This is a genomic window from Psychrobacter sp. BI730 (assembly GCF_013414195.1).
Classification (GTDB): domain Bacteria; phylum Pseudomonadota; class Gammaproteobacteria; order Pseudomonadales; family Moraxellaceae; genus Psychrobacter.
Window position 1 is genome coordinate 1 of record NZ_JAATTV010000015.1, and the last position, 22,060, is coordinate 22,060.

A 22,060-nucleotide genomic window follows, 5' to 3' on the forward strand; every position below is an offset into this window, starting at 1 on the left:
CCGATTGTACCGACGTTGACGTGTGGCTTGTTACGTTCAAACTTGGCCTTTGCCATGGGTATTTCCTCTTTTTTTGGGGTTCAAGACTTAACTCATATAAATACGATTATTAAGACGATTTTGACCACATTAAGATAATTGTTAAAAGGTTGCACATACTAATGTGCAGATATTATAAGAAAATCGCGGCCAATAACAAGTCTTTTAACAAGTTATTGGCGTATTCTTTAGTGACAATACACAGACGTACTCTATATTGTCACTTTCAGTAAGTTTTATTTACTCGTCATCATCTTTAGAGTTGAACTTAGAGATGATTTCAGCAGCAACTGATTTTGGAATTTCAGCGTACTTTTGGAATTCCATTGAGTAAGTTGCACGGCCTTGTGACATAGAGCGCATTTGAGTGGCATAACCAAACATTTCCGCTAATGGTACTTCAGCACGAATCTGTTTAGTACCGCCAGGTAGATCTTCCATACCCTGTACCAAACCACGACGACGGTTAAGATCGCCCATGATGTCGCCCATGTAGTCTTCAGGTGTTTCAACTTCTACTTTCATTACTGGCTCAAGTAGCGCTGGATCAGCTGCTAAGAAACCTTTTCTGAAGGCCATAGAACCAGCCATCTTAAATGACAATTCATCAGAGTCAACGTCATGATAAGAACCATCATACAAGGTCGCTTTTACGCCAACTACTGGGTAGCCTGCAAGTACGCCGTTTTTCATGCGCTCTTGGATACCTTTATCAACAGCACCGTGGAATTCTTTTGGTACAGTACCACCAACAACTTCTTCAGCGAATTCATATTCAGTGTCGCCAGCTGGATCAAGTGGCTCAAGACGTAACCAAACGTGACCAAACTTACCACGACCACCTGTTTGACGTACGAATTTGCCTTCTTGTTCAACAGTGTTACGAATCGTCTCACGATAAGCAACCTGAGGTGCGCCGATGTTTGCTTCAACGTTGAATTCACGCTTCATACGGTCAACAAGAATCTCTAGATGTAGCTCACCCATACCACTGATGATCGTCTGACCAGATTCTTCGTCAGTGTGTACACGGAACGATGGATCTTCTTTTGCCAAACGGCCAAGAGCGATTGACATTTTTTCTTGGTCAGCTTTGGTCTTTGGCTCAACAGCTAGAGAGATAACTGGATCTGGGAATTCCATACGCTCAAGAGTGATCACGTTGTCTTCATCACATAGCGTATCACCAGTAGTCACATCTTTCATGCCGACTAGAGCTGCGATATCACCAGTACGAATCTCTGCAAGCTCTTCTTGAGAGTTTGCCATCATCTGTACGATACGGCCAACACGCTCACGCTTCATTTTAACTGGGTTATAAACACTGCTACCCTGCTTCATTACACCAGAATAAACACGTACGAAGGTTAAGTTACCAACGAATTTGTCATTCATGATTTTGAACGCTAGTGCTGAGAAAGGTGCTTCATCTGATGCTTCACGGCTGCCTTCGCTTTCGTCTTTGTCATCAAGAATACCTTTAATAGCAGGTACGTCAATTGGTGCAGGTAGATACTGAATAACGGCATCTAGCATCTTCTGTACACCTTTGTTCTTAAAGGCAGTACCACAAAGAAGCGGGATGATTTCGTTATCGATAGTTAACTGACGAATAGCACCGTGAATTTGTTCTACAGTCAATTCACCGTTTTCTAGGTATTCGTTCATCAACTCTTCGTTTGCTTCAGCAGCGTTTTCTACAAGATGCTCGCGGTATTCTGCTGCTTTTTCTTGTAGTTCAGTTGGGATTTCGCGCTCATCATACTGCATACCTTGAGACGCTTCGTCCCAATAGATAGCTTTCATGGTCACTAGATCAACAACGCCTTCGAAGTCATCTTCTTTACCGATTGGAATAACCAATGGTACAGGGTTACCGCCTAAGCGAGTTTTGATCTGTTCGATAACACGATAGAAATCAGCACCAACACGATCCATTTTGTTTACAAATGCAAGACGTGGTACTTTATATTTGTTCGCCTGACGCCATACGGTCTCAGACTGTGGCTGAACGCCGCCTACTGCACAGTAAACCATGCAAGCGCCATCAAGTACACGCATAGAACGTTCGACTTCGATCGTGAAGTCAACGTGACCTGGGGTATCGATGATGTTGATACGGTGTTCGTCAAACTGTTTAGCCATACCTGACCAAAAACAAGTTGTTGCCGCTGAGGTAATAGTAATACCACGCTCTTGTTCTTGCTCCATCCAGTCCATAGTGGCTGCGCCATCATGTACTTCGCCAATTTTGTGGCTAACACCGGTATAGAATAAAACACGCTCTGTAGTGGTTGTCTTACCAGCATCGATGTGCGCTGAGATACCAATATTGCGATAGCGTTTTAGGGGAGTTTTACGAGCCATAGTGTTTTCCTAGGAAAAGTCGTGTATATAATAATGTATTGTGTCTCTACCTCATACTCTATGACAAAGCGTTCAGCTTCGTAATATTACTTACTGATTATTGAGCCTAATACGGACAAAAAAAGAGCAAATACTAAGAATAGTGCGGCATCAAATTTGGGATGCTCTCCAGCAAAAACTGTATTTGTTAAGAGAGACATCTGGATAGATGTCCGCCACCTCAGTCATCAATAAATAACATTTATATATGACCAATGATGATGGCGGCAATCAATAGAATAAACAACAATGTAAGATTAGATGGCATGAGCCTCTAATCTCAAGCTACTATTAAAAAGTAGCTTAGAAACGGTAATGAGAGAATGCTTTGTTAGCATCTGCCATGCGGTGAACTTCGTCACGCTTTTTCATAGCAGCGCCTTTGCCATCAGCAGCATCATTCAATTCGCCAGCTAAACGCAAAGCCATTGATTTTTCAGAACGCTTAGCAGCAGCTTCAGCTAACCAACGCATAGCCAATGCAGTACGACGGGAGGGGCGTACTTCCATTGGTACTTGATAGGTTGCACCGCCAACGCGGCGAGCTTTTACTTCTACCATTGGGCGTACATTTTCTAGCACTTCTTCGAAGAAAGATACTGGATCTTCAACTTTACGCTTCTCACTTACTGTCTCAAGTGCACCGTAAACGATACGCTCAGCAGTAGATTTTTTACCATCACTCATTACATGGTTGATGAATTTTGCAACAGTTTGGCTACCAAACTTAGGATCCGGTAGGATCTCACGGGCAGCAACGACGCGACGTCTTGGCATAATAAATTTCCTTATCTTCAGGAGTGTCTAACATTCACAACATCGACTACTTACCATTAGGATATAGCAGTGAGTTATCAGTTAGCCTTACTGCATGGTGGTATGTTTTAAGAGTAAATCCCAGATATATATTTATATAAAAGCGATATTACTACTGACACCAAACCCATGCACAGTTATTGGGTAGTGCAAAAAGCTTATCTAATAACGTTTAGTTATTAAACTTTAGGCTTCTTAGCACCGTACTTAGAGCGACCTTGCTTACGGTCTTTAACGCCTGCGCAATCTAATGCACCGCGAACAGTGTGATAACGTACACCTGGTAGATCTTTTACACGACCACCACGGATTAGAACAACACTGTGCTCTTGTAGGTTATGACCTTCGCCGCCGATGTAGCTTGATACTTCATAGCCTGAAGTCAAACGTACACGACATACTTTACGCATGGCAGAGTTAGGTTTTTTTGGCGTGGTAGTATATACACGAGTACATACACCGCGACGCTGTGGGCACGCTTCCAACGCAGGAACTTTTGACTTTTCCTTGATGGTTTTGCGACCTTTACGAATCAATTGGTTAGTTGTTGCCATAAGGCATCCTTCTCCCGTTTGGTATAAAACAAAAAAATGGGCCAATGCACCATCTATCTGACAATAATTGCAGATTTCGGGGCACCCATTTTTAGGACAGTGTATTATAAAGAGTTGTTGCTGCTATTTCAACCACTTATGAATGGTTTCGCTTTACAACATTTGATAGATATGCATTCAGCCTCTCATTGTATCACTTTATCGTTTTTTCGCCGAAAAATAGCGTAATAAATAAAGTAAACAAAGTGAGCTCAAGCATCATTAAGAAAAGATGTTTAACATTGAAATGGTACTTGATAGTAACTAAGTGGTGGTATTTATCCTAATTTTCAAGTCATGTTGCTCAATCAAACTAAGATAAATACCATCGTGCTTATAAATATATAACCCAACTAGCAAATAATATGTCTATTACTTGGCTTTTTTATCAGACGTTTACTTGTCTGCGTCTTTTTTACTGCTAGTTTCTTCTTTACTAGCTTCTTCTTTATCAGTAACTTTTTCTGAGTTACTGCTTTTTTCTTGGCGCTCTGTGTCTTCTTTCGCCTCATCAGTATCAGCCTTTTCTACTTTAGCCTCACTACTGCTGTCATCAGTAATAGCACGATTGGCCAATTTTGCTTCTGGTGCAAAAGTCGCTTGAGCAACGCCAATAACTTCGTCAATCAATTGGCTGTTATAGTGCATGCCGATCGCTACTGCAGTGACAGGAATAAAACGACGAATCCATGATAAGTTGATCTGATCTAAATCTACACCTACTTGACTGGCGACTTTGTCTATTTGCTCAGCATAGAAATTTACATTTTTATTTTTTAGACCGAGATTTTTAAGTTCACTATGTAGTCCATTGCTTTGAGCATTATCGAGCAAACCTTTACCGATACCTAGACCAGCTAGTAGCGCTTGTTTTTCTTGCATTTTGCTCAAATCAGCGTTTGATAGTAACTCGTACGCCATCTTGACGCCTTGCTTACCTGTCAGCGGCTTATTATATACAGCAGCAATCTGATAAACCGTACGTAATGAAACCAGTAATAGCCATAGTGTATCAGCGAGCAAACCTGGTAGACCTGCCAAACCCGTCAAACCACCCATCATCGCAAGCGCACGGTTTTGATTAGCGATATCAGTAGCTAGCGCATAACGCTCTTCGTCATCTAAAGTAGCAATATTGGCAAAGCGATGTTCATTAGGTAAGTCAAGTTGACTCCAGTTGGCAGCGAGATTGGCAACTTGGGCAAATGCACCGTCAACTGTCGACTGGAAAAAACTATTCGGCACGACTTTCTTGGCATATTTACCATAAGTAGCAAAACGTGGTCCTAAAAGTTGCTGCGTCGCCTTCAACGTTTGCTCACGAAACAAGTCTTGTTGGTAGTCTTCATCGCCTAGGTCGACGGCTTTATATTGACGCGGTTTGCCGGTTTTAGCGTTTACGCTATCAATCATAGCCCCTACACGCTCTAGATTGTTTCGAGTAAAAGAGCCAATGGTATTGATGCTTTTAGAAAGAATACTACGCTTTGCCATCGTGATGTCCTTAATATAATGAGTTGGTTTTTTAATATAGTTGTATTTTAATATGATAGTTAATTATTAATAATAATGAATCTATGATTTTAGCCAGTTATCGTAACTGGTGTCAGTGCGAACAATGTTATTAGAATCACAAATTTTGTATCTAAAGTATAATTCCGTCCATAGCCAGTAGCTAGGCTTACTTCTCATTTTTTCATTCAGTATTGGGTCATAAGCGTTATTTTGTCGTTATTTTGCACTTGCGCAAAGATTTCGAAAGCTTGATACGTTATCATGTGCCATAATTCACAGTACACTTGTACTTTATTTATAGATTACCATTTATAGAGCATCGATTTTTCTATGGTTTATATGATGGCGATAAAGTACGACGGCACTTAACATCGATTGATAGAACCAATATTTAATTAATAGAACCAATATTTAAAAACGATTATTGAAAGCAATTCTGAAGGATTGTTACTCATAAGGAATAGAATATGCGTCGCGTAGTTATTACTGGAGCAGGGATTGTCTCTTGTATCGGACATGATTTAGACACTGTCACCACTGCCCTTAAAGAAGGTCAGTCTGGCATCACATTTAATGATTCTTATGCTGAGCACGAGTTTAAATCACACGTGAGCGGTAGCATCAATCAATCAGAACTTGATACCAGTGGTATCGATCGTAAGCTGAAAAGGTTCTTTAGTGACGCCAGTCTCTATGCTTACGTCAGTGCGCTAAATGCGATTGAGCACTCAGGACTATCGCTTGGTACTATTAATAACAACCCACGAGTGGGTGTAGTGGCAAGCTCGGGCGGCGCCTCAACAGAAAATATCGTCAATGCTATCGATGCTATGCGCGAAAAAGGTTTACGCGGTGTCGGCGCAATGGCCGTACCAAAAACAATGGGCAGCTCGGTATCAGCCGCTTTAGCAACTGGTCTAAAAATCCAAGGCGTCTCCTACTCGCTCGCCTCTGCTTGCGCGACTTCAACACACTGTATCGGTCATGCTGCTGAGCTTATCCAACTGGGTAAAGCGGATGTGATATTGGCTGGTGGTAGTGAAGCTGAGCATTGGACGCAGTCTTGTATGTTTGATGCTATGGGCGCAGTTAGTACTCAGTATAACGACACACCAAAACTTGCCTCAAGAGCCTATGACAAAGACCGTGACGGTTTTGTGATTGCTGCTGGTGGCGCGATGGTGGTTGTAGAGAGTCTGGAGCATGCTCAAGCACGCGGTGCCAATATTTTGGCTGAAATCGTTGGCTATGGTGCCAGCTCTGATGGTGCAGAAATGGTTGCGCCAAGTGGTGAAGGTGCTGTTCGCTGTATGCAACAAGCCTTGGCCGAAGCGGGTCTAGAAAGTGTCGATTACATCAATAGTCATGGTACTAGTACACCGCTAGGTGATATTACTGAGCTTAAAGCGATTGCTAAAGTATTTGATAATGACGTCAGTAAGGTACCTGCTATCAGCTCAACCAAATCAATGACAGGTCATAGCTTGGGTGCTGTTGGTGCACAAGAGCTGATTTATTGTCTACTAATGCTACAGGACGGCTTTATCGCTCCGAGTATCAATGTTGATAACTTAGATCCTGCTGCTGAAGGTTTTGATATCGTCACCGAAATGCGTGAAGCAAATCTTGAAACTTTGATGAGTAATAGCTTTGGCTTTGGTGGTACTAACGCTACGCTAATTATCAAAAAGTTTGACGCTTAACCCATGCTTGTATCAAATCACAATACAACTGAGCAGACAGATTCTGCGCCATCGCCAGCTAGCAAACCTAGCTGGCGTTTTGGTGATTTGTCTGCTGCAGAGCTGATGCCGCAGCTACAGCGTCACTTGCTCGACCAAGATATTAAAGCAAACTGGCAGCTTGTTTGGCTCAATAACGATGGTCGACCAATAATCGGCTTACTCCCAAAAGTCAGCTGGTCTGTCTATCCCAATGATGAGCAAGCTCTTAATAGTTCACCCAATATTTATAAGGTGATTAAGAGTTGTCGCAGTACTGGCGTGCGTCGCGATATTGATGTAAATAGCGATAACAATAGTTATGCTGGCACGACAGCTTATATGAGCTATCTACAATGGCAAGAGGAACTAATCGCTTATAGCAATACTCAAAAAGCCAATCACGACACGTCATATATCAATAGCGAAGAAAGCTCGAAACCTAGTTATAATCATGGGCTAATCGGTTTTATTGGTTATGATATTGCAGCTCATGAGCTAAGTCCTGCCGATAGGATTGAATTGGCAATGCAGCCGTGTGCCTCGTTGGGACATTATGATATTTATCTAACACCTACGGCACATACTGATACAGGTTGGGCGTTAAAGACTCATCTAACTAACGATGACACTTCTGAGAGTATTGGTCATAAGACAAACGATAATTTTATAACGACTCTTACCTCTTACCTAGACGAACTGGATCGAAAACTGTCTGATAAATATCTCAATAAACCACAGTTTAAAGATGCATCAAGCATCACTCCCCTAGTTTTAAGTCCACGATGGAGTAAGCTTGATTATCAACAAGCATTTAATCGCACACAAGACTATCTACAGCAAGGCGACTGCTATCAAATAAACCTGACACAGAAATGGTCTGGCAGTTTAGCGTGTAAAAATAACGATGTTCAATCAGCCTTTTCGCTTATTGACTATTTGCCTGCGCTATATCGCAATACAAAAGCGCCTTTTGCAGGATATGTGAGCGTTAAGGGCAATGATGGTGATTATCTAAATAGAAGCAACAGCTTTAACGCAGACAGCAATCATTTTGAATTGCTAAGCTGCTCACCTGAGTTGTTTTTCACATTCACTAGAGAGGTCGACACTGGCAAACACTCTATTCGCACAAAGCCTATCAAGGGAACGATGCCGCGAGGTACTACTGACGAGCAAGATGAGATGTATAAGCAGCAACTGGTCAATAGCGAAAAAGACCGCGCCGAAAATGTCATGATTGTGGATTTACTGCGCAATGATTTGGGCAAATACGCCAAAATTGGCAGTGTAAAAGTACCACAGTTATTTGCGATTGAGAGCTTTAGCAATGTGCATCATATGGTTAGTACTATTACTGCTGAGCTAAAAACTGATACTCATCCATTGGCTGTATTGTTTGGTAGTCTGCCTGCTGGCTCTATCACTGGCACACCAAAAAAACGCGCCGTTGAGATCATTGCTGAACTGGAGTCTACGCCACGCGGTGCTTATTGCGGCACTATGGGTTATATGAACTTTGATGGTAGTGGTCAATGGAATGTACTTATTCGTACACTGCAAGCCAATGCTTCGTCAGATAATAGCCTTAATGAAGAAAGACACATCAACTTGTGGGCAGGTGGCGGTATTACGGTCGCGTCCGATTGTGATGCTGAATACCAAGAATGCTTAGATAAAGTAGGTAATTTATTATCAGTACTGGCTCAAAAACCTAAAATAGTAAACTAAAATCTTCTTATTAATTTAAAGCAAAAAAAAGCCTGCCAACGTTATGTTAGCAGGCTTTTTTTAATACTTATTAATGTTGTTTTGCGTTCTGAATAAATAGGCTTACCTATTCATATTCTATATTAAGCTATCAATATAATATTATTCAGCAACGCTAGCATCAACTTGCAAGGCTTTGAGAGCATCAATCAAACGGTTGTTCTGCTCTGCCGTACCGATAGTAATACGCAAGTACTCTGCAATACGCGGCTTATCAAAATGGCGAACAATAATACCCTGCTCGCGTAACGCACTCGCAACAGCGCTAGCATTGCCATCTTTTGGACGAGCAAATACGAAGTTGGCATGCGACGGTAGGACCTTATAGCCCAATGTAGTCAACTCTGCTGTCAGCGACATACGTAAATCAATGACTTGCTGACGGGTCTGCTCAAAGTAATCAGTGTCTAACACACTCGCAGTCGCCCCAGCTTGAGCCAACTTATCCAATGGATAGCTGTTAAAGCTATTTTTCATACGTGTTAGTGCTTCAATCAACGATGCATTACCAAAAGCCATACCAACGCGCAATCCAGCAAGCGAGCGTGATTTTGAAAAGGTTTGGGTCACGATGACGTTATCACATTCATTGATTAGGCTAACTGCTGAGACTGGAGCATCTGCATTGCTCTCGTCTATCTGAGCAAAATCGATATACGCTTCGTCAATAACAATGACTGCATTAGAATGCTCACTCGCAAGTTTTCGAATATCAGCAAGCGACAGCAGTAAGCCTGTTGGTGCATTAGGGTTGGCGATGATGATACCGCTACAAGGCTGACGATAAGCATCAGGGTCAATGCTAAAGTCTTCTTCTAGAGGAATCTGTACAAGCTCTACACCGAACGTCTGCGCATATACTGGATAAAAACTATAACCAATATCAGGTGATAGCAGCGGACGCTCTTTTAGAAAGAAGCTAGCAAATACTAACGCCAAGACTTCGTCTGAGCCATTACCGACAAATACTTGATTGATATCAAGGTTGTATGACTGTGCTAATGCAGCACGTAGGTCATTAGATTCAGGAGCAGGATACAAACGTAACTCATCAGCTTGCTGTTCCAAAACCTTAGCAATAGCCTCCCCTACTTTTGGCGAGGGTGGAAACGGGTTTTCATTAGTATTTAGTTTGCATAGATTGTCGTGTTGCGGCTGCTCACCTGGAACATAAGGTGACAAGTTGCGCGCTTTAGACGACCATAGTCTGGTGTCTATCTTTGACTCACTCATAAATTATCCTACTATTAGCCACAAAGACTATTAAAAATAAATATCAAAAGTAAAAGCTAAAAATTCAAAATCCATTACTGATAACGATAACGAGCTGAACGCGCATGGGCTTCTAAGTCCTCACGCTGCGCTAAAATATCAGCTGTCTCAGCCAAAGGCTTACTACCGGATTCACTGCAATAAATGATGGATGATTTCTTTTGAAAATCGTAAACACCTAACGGCGAAGAAAATCGCGCTGTGCCTGATGTTGGCAGTACATGGTTCGGTCCTGCACAGTAATCCCCAATAGCTTCAGGCGTATGACGACCCATAAAAATAGCGCCGGCATGACGAATATCATTCAATAGTGCGTCAGGATTATCAACAGATAACTCTAAATGCTCAGGAGCGATACGATTGATAAGCGCCATACCTTCGCTACGATCTTTTACCAAAATCAGTGCACCGCGGTTCTGCAATGATTCACGCGCGATATCAGCTTTTGGCAGCTCAGTCAGTGCTCTTTCTATCTCTAACGCGACTTCGTTGAGCTGCTCTTCGCTAGTCGTCACAAAAATAGCTTGTGCAATACGGTCATGCTCAGCTTGAGACAATAGATCCATTGCTAGCCAGTCCGCTCTATCTTGTGCTTCGCCTTCTGCATATACCAATACTTCTGAAGGTCCAGCAATCATATCGATACCAACTTGACCAAATACTGCGCGTTTGGCTGCAGCGACATATTTGTTGCCTGGTCCTGTGATTTTGTCCACGGCTGGAATCGTTTCAGTGCCGTAAGCTAAAGCTGCTACTGCTTGAGCGCCACCAATAGTAAAGACGCGATCGACTTGGGCCAAATGAGCCGCTGCCAACACTAACGGATTGAGCACGCCTTTAGGCGCTGGTACGACCATGATAACTTCAGTGACGCCAGCTACCTTAGCAGGAATAGCATTCATCAATACTGACGAGGGATAAGAGGCCAAACCACCCGGTACATAAATCCCAACGCGATCAAGTGGTGTGACTTTTTGACCCAGTCGGTTGCCTAGCTCATCCTCATACTGCCATGTTTCTTGTACTTGGCGCTCATGGAATGTCTGTACCCGAGTTGCGGCTGTGGTCAACGCTGTTTTTACTTTTTCATCAAGATTGGCAAATGCTTCAGCAAGCGCTTCTTTAGACAGCTCTAACTCTTGCATCGACGTTGCTGGATGTTGGTCAAACTGCTGAGTCAATGCCAATACGACGCTATCACCATCAGCACGTACTTGGGCGATGATATTATCGACGGTATGTAATAGTTCAGCATCATTGACTGTTTCAAAGGCAAGCAATTGTGTTAATTGACTATCAAAATCGGCATCTTGGGTACTTAACTGGCGCATGACCTAATCCTATATCTGAGCATAAAGTAGTGCTAAAAATGAACGGTTTGGAACTGAGTAAAGTAGATTTGTACGGTAAGAGCATTGTGACTTATTCGATGGCTTCTTATCTAAATTTTATGGTGATTTTATATTTTCGCAAGCTAAGACAACAAAACCAGTTTAGCACGCTACGTCACTCATAGCCTGCTAAACTGGTTTAAAAATTTGTATAACCATGCTTTATTTTACCAATGACTTGCACTGGACAATTAGCCATTGGCGATACTATTTTTAAAGCTATCTAAGATTGGTTCTAGTAGTGCAAATTTGCGCTTATAGCTGACCTGATTGACGATCAGACGTGATGAAACATCGCAAATGTGATCGCGGGCTTCAAGTCCATTAGCGCGCAATGTGTTACCTGTGTCGACCACATCGACAATCAGATCACCCAAGCCGACCAATGGCGCAAGCTCCATCGAACCGTAGAGTTTAATGACATCAACCTGCTGACCTTGGCTCGCAAAATAAGCACGAGCGACATTGACATATTTGGTCGCGATACGCAGACGACGATTTGGCAGTGGTACATCTTTCACACCCGCAGTCATCAGTTTGCACTGAGCAATCTGCAAATCGAGCAATTCATAAACATGATTGGCACCATGCTCAAGCAGCACATCTTTACCCGCCACCCCAAAGTCAGCAGCGCCATGTTCGACATAGGTCGGCACGTCGCTGGCACGCAAAATCAATACACGCACATTTGGATTTGAGGTTGGAAAAATAAGTTTACGTGAGGCTTCAGGATCTTCTAAAAGATCAACGCCAGCTGCACGTAGCAGTGGCATGGTCTCTTCTAGAATGCGACCTTTTGATAAAGCCAAGGTTAGACCTGAAAACTCATCGTTTACTTCGTTTAATAAACCGCTGGCTGGTAAAGATTTGCTTGTCTCAGTCATAATGACATCGTGTCCATGTGCAGTCCCCTATTGAAAGGGGAGTTTTTAATTTATAATGTAATATGGGTAACAGTCGATATTGAGTCAATCAATATTAAGCATTGGTATTAATACGCTCGATGTTCACGCCTAAGCTACGCAGCTTGTCTTCAACATGCTCATAACCACGGTCGATGTGGTAAATACGGTCAATCAGGCTCTCGCCTTCAGCAGTCGCCGCTGCCATTACCAATGACATAGACGCACGTAAATCCGTCGCCATCACTGGTGCTGCGGTAAAGTTTTCGACACCTCTTACTACCGCAGTATGACCATCAACCTGAATAGACGCGCCCAAACGATTGAGCTCTGGAACATGCATATAGCGGTTTTCGAAGATATTTTCGATAAAAGTACTTGTACCGTCAGCTAAGCAAGCAATCGCCATTAGCTGAGCTTGCATATCCGTTGGGAAACCAGGATGTGGCTGTGTACGAATATCAACCGCCTTTGGACGGCCTTTCATTTGTGCGCGAATCCAATCATCGCCGCTCGTAATAGTTGCACCCATGTCTTCGAATTTCTCTAGCACTGGCGTCAATAATAGAGCAGATGTTTTTTTGGTCAATACATCGCCACGTGTCATCAAGGCACCAGCAAGGTATGAGCCTGTTTCAATACGGTCAGGGACCACTGAGTACTCACAGCCGTGTAGACGCTCTACCCCTTCGATGGTCATCGTTGATGTACCGATACCGCTTATTTTGGCACCCATCGCAACCAACATATTGGCCAAATCAACCACTTCTGGCTCTAACGCACAGTTGCCTAAGACTGTTGTGCCTTTGGCCAATGCTGCTGCCATGATGACGTTTTCAGTACCGCCAACGGTAATCATATCAAATGAGAAATTACAGCCTAACAGCTTGCCACCTTTTGGTGCTTGAGCTTTTACATAGCCATTTTCCACACTGATTTCAGCACCCATCGCTTCAAACGCTTTTAGATGCTGATCAACAGGGCGTGAACCAATCGCACAACCACCTGGCAATGAGACTTCGGCTTCGCCAAAACGTGCCAATAACGGCCCTAGTACCAAGATTGACGCGCGCATGGTTTTTACCAAATCATACGGGGCATAAAAGTTATCGATACTCTTGGTATCGCAAGTGACCGTATCATCTTGCTTCTGGATTTTGATACCCATGCCACCGATCAATTCAATCAACGTTCGCACGTCTTGTAGTGACGGCACGTTATGCAGTGTCGTTGGCGTCTCAGCCAATATCATAGCTGCGAGTAAAGGCAAAGCGGCATTTTTGGCGCCTGAGATGGTGACTTCCCCTGCGATACGACTACTACCAGTGATTAAAAATTGATCCATAAAGGTGACAACCTAGCGATGAGTATAGAAAATTATGAAAACCAGAACTACAGCGCTCAACCATACATATGGCCGATTCAGTAATATCTAGTCATATAGACAGCTATTTGATTAGCCTTTTGATTGAACGTCCCACTCAGCAGGCGTCAGCGCTTGGATATTGAGTGCGTGAATATCGCCACTCGCAATCTTATCATTGACTAACGCATATACTGCTTGCTGACGTTGAACCGCGCGTTTGCCTTCAAAGCTGGCATCGACCACGCGTACGTCAAACTTATTACCTTGGTTGGCAGCTTGAATAAAAGCGTCTGGGAAGTGAGTCTGTAAAAATGCGATCAAATCGTCAGCGTTCATGCTCATAGAATGGTCTGCCTTAAAGTTTAGAATAGGGTATAGATTTAAAGTGATGACATTATAACAAGAGTTTGCATATCTTACAGTACTGTCTTACTCAAGTGTGTTTGAGCATTGAGACAGTGCTATCAATTAAACGGTCAAAAGTGATAGACATGCATAGTGATAAGCTATTTGAGCGTTTTATCCAAGTACGTCAACACTTGCGCACGCACATCATTTACCCAGCGTAGCGGCGGTGCCATAGCGCCTATACTGGTTGCGTGACTGGCCCCTTCGATCTCACCCGTCTCAACCGTTGCGCCTGCTTTTTTAAACGCTTCTGTCATTTTGATTGTATTAGTCACATGTACAATTTTGTCTTTTTCTGCGGTTAATAATAAATACGGTGGCTGCGCGCCTTTAATCTGGCGATCTGGCATCACCTCATCAGGTGTGGCATTGGGGCCAAACGCTGTTGCACTACTGAACTTGCGGAAATCATAGCTATAAGGACCCGCAATTCCGATAACGGTTGCAATATCTGTTGGCTTAATACCATAAGGTGCCAAAAAGTCTTCGTTGGCAACGGCTGCAACGGCATTAAACGCGCCAGCAGAGTGCCCCATTACCGCTAGGCGTGACGGATCAGCATGGAGACTGGTCGCATTTTCAATACTCCAAGCAATCGCTTGAGCCGCATCTTTGACATAATCAGGATAGACGTGTTCAGGCGCTTTACGGTAATTAATCACTGCGGTGACATACCCTGCTTTGGCTAAGCTCTGACCGACAAAGGCGTATTGTTCTTTATTGCCGCTCTCCCATGAACCACCATGGACAAATACCACCATAGGATAGCTAGTGTTGATAGCACTCTGAGATTTCATTGCTTGCGCTAGCGGTTTTGGATAATAGATATCTAAGTCTTGTGAAGGCTGATCACCATATAAGATATCCTTACTTACCCCAACGCCACCACTAGAAGTAATCCCATTGACGATAGCTAACGGTGATAATGCCTGTGCGTTTTGCGTGGCTAACGCGATACTGCCCAATGCCAATAGTGCCGCACCACCAAATCTCAATGTTCGTGTTTTCTTATGAGCAGGTTTATTGTGTATCCCTATATTACTAATGACGCTTGTTTCTTCATTTGGTTGTATATTTGCCTGTGAATCCTTCATGACCAGTATCCTATTATATTTATTTATCAATCAGTAGTAACAGGCTAACAGCGATAATGGTTCATCCATTAGCCAATGAGGTGTTTGATATTAGTACCGTTGGCTAATGCACTGACTCTGCTACCTTTTGCTATTGACATAATACTCACTGGCCGAAGATTTCTCGTGCCTTTACTGTTATTACTATTTAGGCTTATTGTGATTAACGTCATTTATCGCTTGGCGAACTAAGGTTTTCTATTGATTCTGATAAAGGTCAATATAAGGGCTTGATGACGGCTGCGTAGTAGTGGCCTCTTCTTCCGTTATGATAATAGGCGTTGCTGTGCTGATAGTAGTATCTTGGGCAGCTGGCGCTACTGCAGGGTTGGCCAAATTATTCTCATACATGATGTCATCATTATTTATTTTCACCCCTCTATCGTCAACGACAGTTGTCAGCAATACCAACTCGGTGACCCCAACAGTACTATTGGCGATATCAATCAGATGACTCTGCTGAGTGGGTGTCATACGGCCCATAATATAGACCACACCATTATTGGTAACGGCTTTAATTTGTGACGCACTCACACCATCGCTGGCGGCTATTTTGGCAAGCAGCTTTGAGGTGATATAACCATCATGAACCGTTGAGCTATACCCTTTTGACGCACTCACCTCCATCTCATTGTAGACACGGCGTACATCTGGCATAGAGCTAACGACTTTTTCTACTTCTGCTTTGAGCGTTTCAGTTGGTACTTCACCTGTGAGCAGCACTTCGCTATTGAAACTATCGATACCCATACGGCTGGTTTGCTGCAAGTCTTCTTTTAGCCCGTATATATTGATTTTGGCAGTATGTTCAATACTACGATCGAGCAGACGCTGCGGAATCGTGCGCTCAGTCATTGGCACACCATAAGTCCCTTCTGTACTGTTGGTCAGATAGTTGGTGGCACAACCTGTACTGACAACGCAGACAGCAATCATAATGCCAGTCGTAATACGGCGTGATGAACCGAAAATAGCAGTGCGCAAATGCATCCGTGTCATTATTTACCTCTTAGAACATGGTTGTGACAATTTTATAAATTAAACAAACCTTAATCTAGGCCGTGTTTTTATTTTGGAGAAAACACGCTCTAGTAGTGACGAGCTAAACGTAGCAATAAGCTAATACTGTATCTGATTTATAGGAACTTGACTATAACCGCTACTTTACTTAATTTTGGCCATCAGTGGTTAGCTTTTTAGTAACGAACCTTACTTGTCAGATGTGGTTAGATGCTTTACTTGGCAGCATCTATCTTATTTACTCTATTACCATGCACTGGCTATAAAAGCATTTTGAATCCATTCTGGTTGATGGTCTAACTGCTCATTTCTTGAATTTGACTTACTCATCGTGTCGTAAGCAATGACATCAAACCGGCAATCATAATGAGCATACTCAGGATGCTGCTGCAAAAAGGACTGCGCTGTCTTAATAACTTTGCGCTGTTTGCTTGCTGTCACGCTGAGTGCTGCATCGCCATAATTCGAGGACTTGCGCTGACGAACCTCAATAAATACCAGTGTTGACCATGCTGAACCTGTCTCAATCATGACCAGATCCAGCTCACCTACTTTTGGCTGTTGCCAATTTTGCGAGACTAACCTTAACCCTTGAGCTTGTAAATACTCACACGCCTGCTGCTCAAACAGGCTGCCTTGACGCTGTTTTGGTGAGGTTAAAATTAAATGCTTATGGTTCGGCATAAGGTTGATTGGTCTGATTAACATTTGAGAATTATCATAGCACAACATGCTAAACTAGCCACTTCTGCGCATTCTACTCTCACAATCTATTGATTTCCTCACTCATTATTTGGCTGAAAAACCATAGACAACGACTGTACATACTAGCGCATTATTATTTTCTAACGTCTTTTTAACGACCCGAGGTTTTCATGTCTACCCCTACTGCGATGCCAGCTTGTCTCTATATCGTTGCCACGCCGATTGGCAATATGTCCGACATGACAACGCATGCAATTGATGTCTTAAAGCAGGTCGCCATTATTGCCTGCGAAGACACCCGCACCTCAGGTAAACTACTGTCACATTTTGGCATCGATACCAAAGGCAGTAAGGCTGACGAGACAAAAGACTCAGAGACTCGTCCTGCCAAAAGCAGTATCGAAAATGATGACACGACCACAAAGCAAAAAGGTCACAATAAGCTATGGGCCTATCACGAACACAATAGCGCCATTCAAACGCCCAAAATTATCGAAATGATTGAGCAAGGTCATTCGGTTGCCTTGATTAGTGATGCAGGCACACCTCTAGTCAGCGATCCAGGTTATCAACTGGTACAAGCCGCGCATGAAGCTGGCGTAACCGTATCACCTATCGTGGGGGCTTCTGCTGCAATTGGCGCATTGTCAGTAGCAGGGTTACCCTCTGATCGATTTAGCTTTATTGGGTTCTTGCCAGCCAAAACACATGGTCGTCAAAAACAGCTGAGCGATCTAATCGCACGTACCGAAACTTTAATCTTTTACGAAGCGCCGCATCGCATCGTAGCTAGCCTAGAAGACATGGCAACGATATTTGGTGCAGACCGTGCAGTGACTTTTTGTCGGGAATTGACTAAGACGTTTGAAACGGTACATAAGAGTACCCTTGGTGAGTTGGTTGAGTTTGTCAAAGCAGATGATAACCAGCAACGTGGTGAAATAGTCGTGGTCGTCGCTGGCGTCGGTGTGGCAAAGGATACTGACGACATCAGTACGCATGATAAATTGCTACAGCGTTTGCTAGAGGATTTGTCAGTCAAAAAAGCAGCTGCACTGGCTTCTGACATCACTGGCGTGAAGAAAAATGCACTTTATCAGCGCCTACTAGAGTTGCAAGCAGACTAATTTTTAATAATAAGAAAGACAACCATTTATAAATGAATTGAGGAGAGATAAGCAATGTACGATGTAATGGCAATAGGCAATGCGTTGGTTGATCACGAATATGTGCTATCAGATGCGGCACTAGAAGAGACCGAGCTGACCAAAGGTAATATGACGCTGGCTGGTATTGAAGAGCAGCAGCAACTACTGGCTTACTTTAAACTGGCCGAAATTGAGCCATCAAAACAAGCAGGCGGCGGATCAGCAGCCAATACGATGTTTACCTTTGCAAGCTTAGGCGGTAAACCTTTTTATGCTTGCCGCGTTGGTGATGATGATCAAGGGGCGTTTTATCTCAGAGACTTGCACGAAGCAGGTGTCGCGACTTCAGACAAATCTATTTATGCAGGCGGCGTGACCGGCTCATGTGTGGTTGCCGTTACCGAAGATGGCGAGCGTACCATGCAGACCTATCTTGGCACCTCAAGTGAGATTGCCGCTGACAATGTTGATTTTGACGCATTGACGCAAGCAGATTGGCTATATATCGAAGGCTATCTGGCGATGTCTGAGAGCATCCAACCAGCGATGACTCAATTACGTCAACAAGCCGGCATTCATAATGCAAAAATTGCGGTGAGCTTTGCTGACCCTGCGGTAGTAAAATTTGCCAAAGATGGCTTGCTTAATATGCTCGGCAACAAAGTCGCTGTGATATTCTGCAATAGCGAAGAAGCCAAGCTATTCACTGATAAAAAACAAGTCAAAGCAGCAGCGCGTGCCCTGCTTGAATATTGCCAAATTGCCGTCGTCACTGATGGTGCCAATGGTGCGGTCATCGCCCACCAGCCTAATGACGATGCAGAAGTTGAAGTCCATGACGTTGCAACGCCAGCAGTGGCCAACGTCATCGATACCAACGGTGCAGGCGATAACTACGCTGGTGCTTTCTTATATGCATTATCGCAGCAGTATAGTCTGCCCGAATGCGGTCGTCTTGCCAGCGAAATATCAGCACAAGTTATTCAACAGTTTGGACCGCGTCTTGCCTCGCAGGATTATCGAGATATCGCGCAGCGTGTACTATCTGCTTAATCGTTAAATACATATTTGACGCAAAACAAAAAGCCCATATCAAATCGATATGGGCTTTTTTTATATTAGACTTGCTTAAACAGTTGGCTCAATTTAATAAGCGCTTGTTGTTAAGCAGAAGCTAATGCTTGCGCGAGATCGGCTTTAATGTCTTCGATATGTTCGATACCAATCGATAGTCGTACCATATCAGTACTCACGCCTGCATTTGCTAGCTCTTGCTCATTTAACTGACGATGGGTCGTCGTCGCTGGATGACAGGCCAATGATTTCGCATCACCGATGTTTACCAAACGAGTTATCAGTTGCAGCGCATCGATAAAGCGCGCACCAGCTTCTAGTCCACCTTTAACACCAAAGGTCAAAATGGCAGAAGGCGTGCCTTTCATGTATTTTTTGGCAAGCTCGTGCTCAGGATGGTCAGACAGACCTGCGTATTTCACCCACGCAACTTTGTTATGGTCACGCAGATATTCTGCGACGGCTTGTGCGTTTTGCACATGACGCTCCATACGTAGACTTAGCGTCTCCATACCTTGTAAGATACCAAAGGCATTTAGCGGGCTAAGTGCTGCCCCAGTGTTACGTAGTGGCGCAACGCGGGCACGAGCGATAAAGGCTGGCGCGCCTACGTCTTTGACGAAGTTCACACCGTGGTAACTATGATCTGGTGTGTTCAACAGTGGGAAACGCTCAGGATAATCGCCCCAAGCAAACTTGCCACTATCGACAATCGCACCACCAATTGATGTACCTGTTCCACTCATATACTTGGTCAATGAGTGAATCACGATATCTGCACCGAACTCAAATGGACGGCATATCGCAGGGGTTGCCACCGTATTATCAATCACGACAGGTACGCCGTATTCGTGAGCGACATCACTGAGCGCTTGAATATCCACAATATTACCTAGTGGGTTACCGATACTCTCGGCAAACACCATTTTAGTTTTGTCATCAATTAGATCACGAATGGCTTCTGGGTTTTTATGATCAAAGAAGCGCACTTCGATACCTTGACGCGGCAATGCATGGGCAAATAAATTGTAAGTACCGCCATATAGCGTTGATACAGCGACGATATTGTCGCCTGCTTCGCAAATAGTCTGAATCGCATAAGTAATGGCAGCCATACCAGAAGCTACGGCAAGCGCACCGATACCGCCTTCTAACGCAGCCACACGCTCTTCTAGCACCGCGTTGGTCGGATTCATGATACGAGTATAGATGTTGCCTGCAACTTTTAAATCAAACAGATCTGCACCATGCTGAGTATTATCAAACGCATATGAACTGGTATGATAAATAGGCACAGCGACTGCTTTGGTCGTTGGCTCTACACTATAGCCGGCATGAATCGCTAAGGTCTCAAGACGTTGAGGGGTTTCTAATTGTTGAGCTGTTTGCTGGTCTGCTGATCCATCACTCATAGTACATTCCTTTATTTTGATAAAAGATGATTTATTGACGACGTATCGCTCAAAAGTCATCTTAAAAAACTGTCTGCTAAATCATAGCAATAAAAAAAGCTGAGTTCATCATAACTCAGCTTCTTTATTAAAAGAATAGCAAAATACTCATCTCTTCATGACAAATATTCATAAGCAGCAAACCAAACAGGCATATCTATACTAGAGATATGGCCACCTTTATAGCAGCCAATTGCTTTTAACTATTTTTCATTTTATTTATAGTAAGCATTCTCTGTACGAGTATGATCAGTCTCGTCAACCACTTGGGTCAACTCTGGAATTTGCTGTTTCAACTGTACTTCAACACCTTGGCGTAAAGTCATATCAACCGCTGAACACCCTTGGCAACCACCGCCGAATTTCAATACAGCGGTTAAACCAATGCCTTCTTCATCAATCAGCTCAAGCAACTGTACGTCACCGCCATGTGCTGCCAAGCCAGGGTTAATCTCTGACTGCAATACATAGTTGATGCGCTCTTCGACACTGGCATCAGCGCCTACTTTAGGTACTTTAGAGTTTGGCGCGCGGAAAGTCAGCTGACCACCGAAACGGTCTTTGTTATAGTCGATGACCGCGTCTTCTAGATAAGGTACTGACGCCGCTTCAATAAAGGCAGAGAAGTTTTCATACGTAAAACGCAAATCAGCGCTGTCTTCTTCGCCCGGCTGATTATAAGCCATGCAACACTCTGCACGCGGCGTACCAGGATGCTCAACGAAAATACGCACACCGATACCATCGGTATCCTGCTTAGATAACAAATCTGCCAAGTAGCCCTGAGCTGACTCAGTGATAGTGATGTTGCTTTTCGCTTCGACTTGCTCGGTATCTAGGGCTGATTCATAGCCAGCAGTTTGGTCTAGTTGGTTATCAGCTTGGTTTTGCTCACTCATAATGTTTCCTATGCGTTATGACACAAACGCTATATCTATTATGGCTACTGTGTCGTGAATTTGGATTTTTAAAATGTTTACGATTTATATAAGACATGCAGACTGGCAATGATTGGTATTTATTATTGTATGACATTGGCCGACATGAGTATAAAGTTTAATCCGTCTATAGCAGTCATTATACCTGAATCACACATCAATTCCGACCACGCTACTGTGAATTGAATAGCGACAGTTGTAAATGGTCGTCATTGGTTTTTTTAATGATGCTAACAGGTGGTAAAGTAACTTCATATTTAAACCATGACAGATAAACACGCTGAATGATTGTGTAGGCTGCCAAGTTATTCTCTATATAAAGACAGCTGTGCCATTTATCAAGCGCACTCAGCATTTTCTATATGCCATACCGTTCACATCTAGTCCGAGCA

General features: G+C 43.4%; 18 protein-coding genes. 4 read left to right on the forward strand and 14 right to left on the reverse strand.

Annotated features, from left to right (window positions below; translation table 11 throughout):
- Positions 1–279 precede the first annotated feature (279 nt).
- The 4 genes from fusA to HCZ91_RS11220 all read right to left on the reverse strand — a co-directional run bounded on the left by fusA (position 280) and on the right by HCZ91_RS11220 (position 5,348).
- A complete protein-coding gene (gene fusA, locus HCZ91_RS11205) occupies positions 280–2,406 on the reverse strand; it encodes an elongation factor G (protein ID WP_101205359.1) in 2,127 nt (708 codons plus the stop codon).
- A gap of 342 nt (positions 2,407–2,748) precedes the next feature.
- The gene (gene rpsG / locus HCZ91_RS11210) at positions 2,749–3,222 is read right to left on the reverse strand and encodes a 30S ribosomal protein S7 (protein ID WP_057761735.1); all 474 of its coding nucleotides are present in this window, start codon (positions 3,220–3,222) and stop codon (positions 2,749–2,751) included.
- 218 nt (positions 3,223–3,440) lie between these two features.
- The gene (gene rpsL / locus HCZ91_RS11215; protein ID WP_011281154.1) at positions 3,441–3,815 is read right to left on the reverse strand and encodes a 30S ribosomal protein S12; all 375 of its coding nucleotides are present in this window, start codon (positions 3,813–3,815) and stop codon (positions 3,441–3,443) included.
- Positions 3,816–4,250: 435 nt separating this feature from the next.
- Positions 4,251–5,348, reverse strand: coding sequence for an EcsC family protein (locus HCZ91_RS11220; RefSeq protein ID WP_179799460.1), 1,098 nt, complete (start codon positions 5,346–5,348; stop codon positions 4,251–4,253).
- 488 nt (positions 5,349–5,836) lie between these two features.
- On the opposite strand from HCZ91_RS11220, the gene HCZ91_RS11225 reads away from it, so the two are divergent.
- The gene (locus HCZ91_RS11225) at positions 5,837–7,072 is read left to right on the forward strand and encodes a beta-ketoacyl-ACP synthase II (protein WP_179799461.1); all 1,236 of its coding nucleotides are present in this window, start codon (positions 5,837–5,839) and stop codon (positions 7,070–7,072) included.
- 3 nt (positions 7,073–7,075) lie between these two features.
- Complete coding sequence (locus HCZ91_RS11230) at positions 7,076–8,821, forward strand: anthranilate synthase component I family protein (protein WP_179799462.1); 1,746 nt, start codon at positions 7,076–7,078, stop codon at positions 8,819–8,821.
- Positions 8,822–8,962: 141 nt separating this feature from the next.
- On the opposite strand, the gene hisC is transcribed toward HCZ91_RS11230, so the two are convergent.
- The 8 genes from hisC to HCZ91_RS11270 all read right to left on the reverse strand — a co-directional run bounded on the left by hisC (position 8,963) and on the right by HCZ91_RS11270 (position 17,084).
- Positions 8,963–10,093 carry a histidinol-phosphate transaminase gene (gene hisC, locus HCZ91_RS11235; RefSeq protein WP_179799463.1) on the reverse strand — a complete coding sequence of 377 codons (1,131 nt, stop codon included), beginning with the start codon at positions 10,091–10,093 and terminating at the stop codon, positions 8,963–8,965.
- 74 nt (positions 10,094–10,167) lie between these two features.
- Positions 10,168–11,463 (reverse strand): histidinol dehydrogenase, encoded by a 1,296-nt coding sequence (gene hisD / locus HCZ91_RS11240; protein ID WP_179799464.1) that lies wholly within the window; start codon positions 11,461–11,463, stop codon positions 10,168–10,170.
- A 251-nt stretch (positions 11,464–11,714) separates the two neighbouring features.
- Positions 11,715–12,407: an ATP phosphoribosyltransferase gene (gene hisG, locus HCZ91_RS11245; protein WP_179799465.1), complete on the reverse strand. Its 693-nt coding sequence runs from the start codon at positions 12,405–12,407 to the stop codon at positions 11,715–11,717.
- A gap of 94 nt (positions 12,408–12,501) precedes the next feature.
- A complete protein-coding gene (gene murA, locus HCZ91_RS11250; RefSeq protein ID WP_114701832.1) occupies positions 12,502–13,770 on the reverse strand; it encodes a UDP-N-acetylglucosamine 1-carboxyvinyltransferase in 1,269 nt (422 codons plus the stop codon).
- A 111-nt stretch (positions 13,771–13,881) separates the two neighbouring features.
- Positions 13,882–14,133, reverse strand: coding sequence for a BolA/IbaG family iron-sulfur metabolism protein (locus HCZ91_RS11255; protein WP_102091608.1), 252 nt, complete (start codon positions 14,131–14,133; stop codon positions 13,882–13,884).
- A 164-nt stretch (positions 14,134–14,297) separates the two neighbouring features.
- A complete protein-coding gene (locus HCZ91_RS11260; RefSeq protein ID WP_179799466.1) occupies positions 14,298–15,293 on the reverse strand; it encodes an alpha/beta hydrolase in 996 nt (331 codons plus the stop codon).
- 237 nt (positions 15,294–15,530) lie between these two features.
- Positions 15,531–16,331 (reverse strand): BON domain-containing protein, encoded by an 801-nt coding sequence (locus HCZ91_RS11265; protein ID WP_179799467.1) that lies wholly within the window; start codon positions 16,329–16,331, stop codon positions 15,531–15,533.
- Between the two features lie 267 nt (positions 16,332–16,598).
- Entirely contained in the window at positions 16,599–17,084 is a 486-nt protein-coding gene (locus HCZ91_RS11270; protein ID WP_179799468.1) for a YraN family protein, read from the reverse strand.
- A gap of 143 nt (positions 17,085–17,227) precedes the next feature.
- Here HCZ91_RS11270 and rsmI point away from each other — a divergent pair, with 143 nt between their 5' ends.
- Both rsmI and HCZ91_RS11280 read left to right on the forward strand, forming a co-directional pair.
- The gene (gene rsmI, locus HCZ91_RS11275) at positions 17,228–18,184 is read left to right on the forward strand and encodes a 16S rRNA (cytidine(1402)-2'-O)-methyltransferase (RefSeq protein WP_257020053.1); all 957 of its coding nucleotides are present in this window, start codon (positions 17,228–17,230) and stop codon (positions 18,182–18,184) included.
- 54 nt (positions 18,185–18,238) lie between these two features.
- Positions 18,239–19,258, forward strand: a complete 1,020-nt coding sequence (locus tag HCZ91_RS11280; RefSeq protein WP_179799469.1) for an adenosine kinase — start codon at positions 18,239–18,241, stop codon at positions 19,256–19,258.
- 110 nt (positions 19,259–19,368) lie between these two features.
- Here the strand turns inward: HCZ91_RS11280 and HCZ91_RS11285 are convergent, their stop codons facing one another.
- Both HCZ91_RS11285 and nfuA read right to left on the reverse strand, forming a co-directional pair.
- The gene (locus HCZ91_RS11285; protein ID WP_179799470.1) at positions 19,369–20,691 is read right to left on the reverse strand and encodes an aminotransferase class I/II-fold pyridoxal phosphate-dependent enzyme; all 1,323 of its coding nucleotides are present in this window, start codon (positions 20,689–20,691) and stop codon (positions 19,369–19,371) included.
- A gap of 254 nt (positions 20,692–20,945) precedes the next feature.
- The gene (gene nfuA / locus HCZ91_RS11290) at positions 20,946–21,629 is read right to left on the reverse strand and encodes a Fe-S biogenesis protein NfuA (RefSeq protein ID WP_057761762.1); all 684 of its coding nucleotides are present in this window, start codon (positions 21,627–21,629) and stop codon (positions 20,946–20,948) included.
- Between the last annotated feature and the right edge of the window lie 431 nt (positions 21,630–22,060).

Coding starts and splice junctions, on each gene's coding strand:
- HCZ91_RS11220 (WP_179799460.1), bottom strand. CDS start 5,348: ATGGCAAAGCGTAGTATTCTTTCTAAAAGCATCAATACCATTGGCTCT.
- HCZ91_RS11230 (WP_179799462.1), top strand. CDS start 7,076: ATGCTTGTATCAAATCACAATACAACTGAGCAGACAGATTCTGCGCCA.
- hisG (WP_179799465.1), bottom strand. CDS start 12,407: ATGACTGAGACAAGCAAATCTTTACCAGCCAGCGGTTTATTAAACGAA.
- HCZ91_RS11280 (WP_179799469.1), top strand. CDS start 18,239: ATGTACGATGTAATGGCAATAGGCAATGCGTTGGTTGATCACGAATAT.
- HCZ91_RS11255 (WP_102091608.1), bottom strand. CDS start 14,133: ATGAGCATGAACGCTGACGATTTGATCGCATTTTTACAGACTCACTTC.
- HCZ91_RS11270 (WP_179799468.1), bottom strand. CDS start 17,084: ATGTTGTGCTATGATAATTCTCAAATGTTAATCAGACCAATCAACCTT.
- fusA (WP_101205359.1), bottom strand. CDS start 2,406: ATGGCTCGTAAAACTCCCCTAAAACGCTATCGCAATATTGGTATCTCA.
- HCZ91_RS11260 (WP_179799466.1), bottom strand. CDS start 15,293: ATGAAGGATTCACAGGCAAATATACAACCAAATGAAGAAACAAGCGTC.
- rpsG (WP_057761735.1), bottom strand. CDS start 3,222: ATGCCAAGACGTCGCGTCGTTGCTGCCCGTGAGATCCTACCGGATCCT.
- murA (WP_114701832.1), bottom strand. CDS start 13,770: ATGGATCAATTTTTAATCACTGGTAGTAGTCGTATCGCAGGGGAAGTC.
- nfuA (WP_057761762.1), bottom strand. CDS start 21,629: ATGAGTGAGCAAAACCAAGCTGATAACCAACTAGACCAAACTGCTGGC.
- HCZ91_RS11285 (WP_179799470.1), bottom strand. CDS start 20,691: ATGAGTGATGGATCAGCAGACCAGCAAACAGCTCAACAATTAGAAACC.
- hisC (WP_179799463.1), bottom strand. CDS start 10,093: ATGAGTGAGTCAAAGATAGACACCAGACTATGGTCGTCTAAAGCGCGC.
- rsmI (WP_257020053.1), top strand. CDS start 17,228: ATGTCTACCCCTACTGCGATGCCAGCTTGTCTCTATATCGTTGCCACG.
- HCZ91_RS11225 (WP_179799461.1), top strand. CDS start 5,837: ATGCGTCGCGTAGTTATTACTGGAGCAGGGATTGTCTCTTGTATCGGA.
- rpsL (WP_011281154.1), bottom strand. CDS start 3,815: ATGGCAACAACTAACCAATTGATTCGTAAAGGTCGCAAAACCATCAAG.
- hisD (WP_179799464.1), bottom strand. CDS start 11,463: ATGCGCCAGTTAAGTACCCAAGATGCCGATTTTGATAGTCAATTAACA.
- HCZ91_RS11265 (WP_179799467.1), bottom strand. CDS start 16,331: ATGACACGGATGCATTTGCGCACTGCTATTTTCGGTTCATCACGCCGT.